At 60.3% G+C, this 4,463-nt stretch carries 3 protein-coding genes; 1 reads left to right on the top strand and 2 read right to left on the bottom strand.

Annotated elements, in window-relative coordinates; all coding sequences use genetic code 11:
• Positions 1-114: 114 nt before the first annotated feature.
• Positions 115-894, bottom strand: coding sequence for a class II glutamine amidotransferase (locus tag CAK78_RS09485; protein WP_094697111.1), 780 nt, complete (start codon positions 892-894; stop codon positions 115-117).
• Positions 895-1,047: 153 nt separating this feature from the next.
• Complete coding sequence (lpcA, locus tag CAK78_RS09480; protein ID WP_094697110.1) at positions 1,048-1,626, bottom strand: D-sedoheptulose 7-phosphate isomerase; 579 nt, start codon at positions 1,624-1,626, stop codon at positions 1,048-1,050.
• 245 nt (positions 1,627-1,871) lie between these two features.
• On the opposite strand from lpcA, the gene fadE reads away from it, so the two are divergent.
• Positions 1,872-4,328, top strand: coding sequence for an acyl-CoA dehydrogenase FadE (fadE, locus tag CAK78_RS09475; protein WP_094697109.1), 2,457 nt, complete (start codon positions 1,872-1,874; stop codon positions 4,326-4,328).
• Positions 4,329-4,463 lie beyond the last annotated feature (135 nt).

Below are 4,463 nucleotides of genomic sequence, written 5' to 3'. Positions count from 1 at the left end.
TGAGAATGATGCGACTCAGCAACACCTCTCTCATCCCTTTTGCCTGTATGGCTGCTGCGAAGAACCAGGTAGGATTCTACCCTGGTATTTTTTTACATTGAGATCAGGGTGTTATCACTTCTGATCGGCAGACACCCGCTCACCCAGCCGAAACAGGTTGAACTCGCCTGGCGCCATCCTGACCCAGTCTTCATTGCCGGTCAGCGGCCGAGTGGCAATCAGGGTCACCACATCGTTCGGGGTTGTCTCGCTCTGAAAATCGATGGCGACATCATCATCCAGCAGACGGGCCTCACCAAACGGGGCTCGCCGGGTCAACCAGTAGAGGTTGTTGCTGCAATAGGTCATCACGAACTCCCCATCAGACAACAACATGTTGAATACCCCGAGGCTGCGCAGTTCGTCGCACAGGGTCGCCAGATAGCGGAACATGGCGGGAAAGTTGGCAGGACGTCTGGGGTATTTCTGCTCCAACCGCTCGAGCAACCAGCAGAAAGCGTGCTCGCTGTCGGTATCCCCCACCGGCTTGTGTCGCCCGGTGGCCAGCTTCTTGTAACCGGTCAACTGACCGTTGTGGGCAAAGGTCCAGTAACGGCCCCACAGTTCACGGGTAAAGGGGTGGGTATTTTCCAGCGACACACAGCCACGGTTGGCCTGGCGAATATGGCTGACCACGGCGCGGCTCTTGATGGGCAGTGCCTGTACCAGCCTGGCGATGGGGGACTGGGCGCTGGGTTCGGGATCCTTGAAGGTTCGAAAGCCCTTCCCTTCGTAGAAGGTGATGCCCCAGCCATCCTTGTGGGGTCCCGTCTTGCCGCCTCGCAGCATCAGGCCGGTGAAGCTGAAGCAGATATCGGTCGGCACATTGGCACTCATGCCGAGCAGTTCGCACATAGGCTGCGGGCTCCTTGCTTACTTGATCGTTGCTCGTTCAAGGGGTCGCCCGGCAGGGAATGCAGAGCCTTGCCGACCGACCTCTTGCACCGGATCACGCCGGCCGGAACATAAACCCGCAGGATTCAGCGGTTCCGGCGCGGGATCACATCCTTACTTGGCCATCTCTTTTTCGACCAGCTGGATCAGGATGTGGATCACCTTGATGTGCACTTCCTGAATGCGGTCGGCATAGCCGAAGTGCGGCACCCGGATCTCCACATCGGCCAGACCGGCCATCTTGCCGCCATCCTTGCCGGTCAGCGCGATCACCTTCATGCCCTTGGCACGAGCCGCCTCGATGGCCTTCAGGATATTGCCGGAGTTGCCGCTGGTGGAGATGCCGAGCAGCACGTCGCCGCGACGGCCGACCGCTTCCACATAGCGGGAGAAGACGTAGTCGTAACCAAAGTCGTTGGACACACAGGAGAGGTGGCTGGGATCGGAGATGGCGATGCCGGCGTAGCCGGGGCGGTTCTCGCGATAACGACCGGTCAGCTCTTCGGCAAAGTGCATGGCGTCGCAGTGGGAGCCACCGTTGCCACAGGAGAGTACCTTGCCTTCCTGCTTGAAGGAGTCAGCGAGCAGCCTAGCGGCCGCTTCGATGTTCTTCAGATTTTGCTCATCTGCCAGGAACGCCTGGAGCACGCCGGCAGCTTCGGTCAATTCATTGCGGATCAGTTCTTGGTACATGATGTCTCTTCCAAAATATGGGCGGCGCCATTGTCGCACAAGCCAATCCCGGAGTCGCCCCCCGCCCGTCAAGATGGCGCCGGCACTACGTTATGCCGATCACAGAGCCAAGGTAACAAGCTTGTAAACAGCTTGATAAGTTTGTGCGTATGAATTACAACAGAGGCCATATCCAACAGGTCAGACCTCTGGATCAGTTAACCCCCAGTTCACCCAATTTCGGCAACTCATGCAAGGAGCGAAAAATGACGACGACCCTCACTCTGCTCGGAGTGATCCTGGTGATCGGCGCCATGGCTTATCGCCGGGCGTCTCTGTTCACCTCCACGCTTGCCACGGCGGCAGCCCTGATTGCCGGCACCCTTTATGGCCACGTTCCCCTGCTGGTCTGGGTACTGTTTGCGGTGATCGCCATTCCCCTCAATCTGGTGGATTTTCGTCGCAATCAACTGACCAAGCCGCTGTTCAAACTCTACAAATCCATCATGCCGGAGATGTCCCGCACCGAAAAAGAGGCCATTGAGGCGGGCACCACCTGGTGGGAAGCCGACCTGTTTGCCGGCAACCCGGACTGGAAAAAGCTGCACGCCATCCCGGTCAGCACCCTCTCTGCCGAAGAGCAGGCCTTTCTGGACGGCCCGGTGGAAGAGGTGTGCCGCATGGTCAACGACTGGGAAGTGACCCATGAGCGGGCCGATCTCTCCCCCGAGGTATGGCAATACCTGAAGGACAACAAGTTCTTCGCCATGATCATCAAGAAGAAGTACGGTGGCCTGGAGTTCTCCGCCTACGCCCAGTCCTGCGTGCTGCAAAAGCTGTGTGGCGCCAGCGCCGTACTCGCCTCCACCGTCGGCGTGCCCAACTCGCTGGGCCCGGGCGAGCTGCTGCAACACTATGGCACCGATGAGCAGAAGGATTACTACCTGCCACGTCTGGCGGTCGGCAAGGAGATCCCCTGCTTCGCCCTCACCAGCCCGGAAGCGGGCTCTGACGCAGGCTCCATCCCTGACTTCGGAATCGTCTGCAAGGGCGAGTGGGAAGGAAAAGAAGTACTCGGCATGCGCCTGACCTGGAACAAGCGCTACATCACGCTGGCCCCCATCGCCACCGTACTGGGCCTCGCCTTCAAGCTGCGTGACCCCGAGCACCTGCTGGGTGACGAGGAAGAGCTCGGCATCACCTGCGCCCTCATTCCGACCCACATCAAGGGGGTCGAGATCGGCCGTCGCCACTTCCCGCTCAACGTGCCGTTCCAGAATGGCCCGACCCGCGGTAAGGACGTGTTCGTCCCGCTCGACTTCATCATCGGCGGCCCAGCCATGGCCGGTCAGGGCTGGCGCATGCTGGTCGAATGCCTGTCGGTCGGGCGCGGCATCACCCTGCCCTCCAACAGCACCGGTGGCGTCAAGATGCTGGCCCTGGCGAGCGGCGCCTACAGCCGCATCCGTCGCCAGTTCAAGCTGCCCATTGGCAAGATGGAAGGCATTGAAGAGCCACTGGCCCGCATCGGCGGCAACGCCTACATTATGGGCGCCGCCGCCAAGCTGACCGTGACCGGTATCGACCTTGGCGAGAAACCCTCGGTCATCTCCGCCATCGTCAAGTACCACCTCACCGACCGTGCCCAGAAGTGCATCATCGATGCCATGGACATCCACGGCGGCAAGGCCATCTGCATGGGCCCCAATAACTACCTGGCCCGTGGCTATCAGGGCGCGCCCATCGCCGTCACGGTGGAAGGGGCCAATATCCTGACCCGCAGCATGATCATCTACGGTCAGGGCGCCATCCGCTGCCACCCGTACGTGCTGCCCGAAATGCTGGCGGCCAGCCACCCGGATCAGGAGCAGGCCCTCAAGGACTTCGACAAGGCGGTATTCAGCCACGTCGGCTTTGCTATCAGCAACCTGGTACGCAGCTTCTGGCTGGGTCTGACAGGTGCCCGCTTCGCCGCCACGCCGTTCATGGATCAGACCAAGGGCTACTACCAGCAGCTCTCCCGCCTCTCTGCCAACCTGGCGTTCCTGTCGGACATGGCGATGGGCACTCTGGGCGGCGAGCTCAAGCGCAAGGAGCGGGTCTCTGCCCGCCTCGGCGACGTGCTGAGTCAGCTCTATCTGGCCTCCAGCGCCCTCAAGCGCTATCAGGATGAGGGTCGTCAGCACGCCGATCTGCCGCTCTTGCACTGGGCGCTACAAGATGCCCTGTTCAAGGCACAGGAGGCTATCGACGAGCTGCTGCGCAACTTCCCGAACCGCTGGATTGGGTTGGCTCTGCGCGTCATCGTGCTGCCACTGGGGCGCGACCTGAAACGTCCGAGCGACAAGCTGGACAACCAGGTAGCCCGCCTGCTGCAAACCCCGAGCGAAACCCGCAGTCGACTGGCTCAGGGTCAGTATCTCACCCGCGAAGAGGGCAACCCCTTCGGTCTGCTGGAGCAGGCGCTGGACGACGTGCTCTCTGCCGAGCCGCTGTTTGAGAAAGTATGCAAGGCTGACGGCATCAAGCGTCCGTTTATGCAGCTGGACAAGGTGGCGGAAGCCGGCCTGACGCTAGGGGTACTCAACCAGACCGAAGCGGACCTGTTGCGCCGCGCCGAAGAGAGCCGTCTGCGCACCATCAACGTCGATGATTTTGATCCCATCGAGCTGGTCGCCAACAAGGCCCTGTTCGAGCCATCGGCCTATCACAGAGCCGCCTGAGCGCCCGATAGATAGTCAAACGCCTCCCAAGTGGAGGCGTTTTTTATGGGGCAGGATCAGGATGACGACAAAGAGATTTCATAGATCAAATTTTATTTCCCAATAAGTTTCCTATCCTTAGTGAAGCAGTTAATG

Origin of the sequence: Aeromonas sp. A35_P (genome assembly GCF_002259925.1) — a bacterium.
Lineage (GTDB): Bacteria > Pseudomonadota > Gammaproteobacteria > Enterobacterales > Aeromonadaceae > Aeromonas > Aeromonas dhakensis.
This window is presented reverse-complemented; position numbering and strand designations above follow the sequence as displayed.

Bases quoted from the DNA above. Each gene is read 5' to 3' on its own strand.
- fadE (WP_094697109.1), top strand. From the start codon at position 1,872: ATGACGACGACCCTCACTCTGCTCGGAGTGATCCTGGTGATCGGCGCC.
- CAK78_RS09485 (WP_094697111.1), bottom strand. From the start codon at position 894: ATGTGCGAACTGCTCGGCATGAGTGCCAATGTGCCGACCGATATCTGC.
- lpcA (WP_094697110.1), bottom strand. From the start codon at position 1,626: ATGTACCAAGAACTGATCCGCAATGAATTGACCGAAGCTGCCGGCGTG.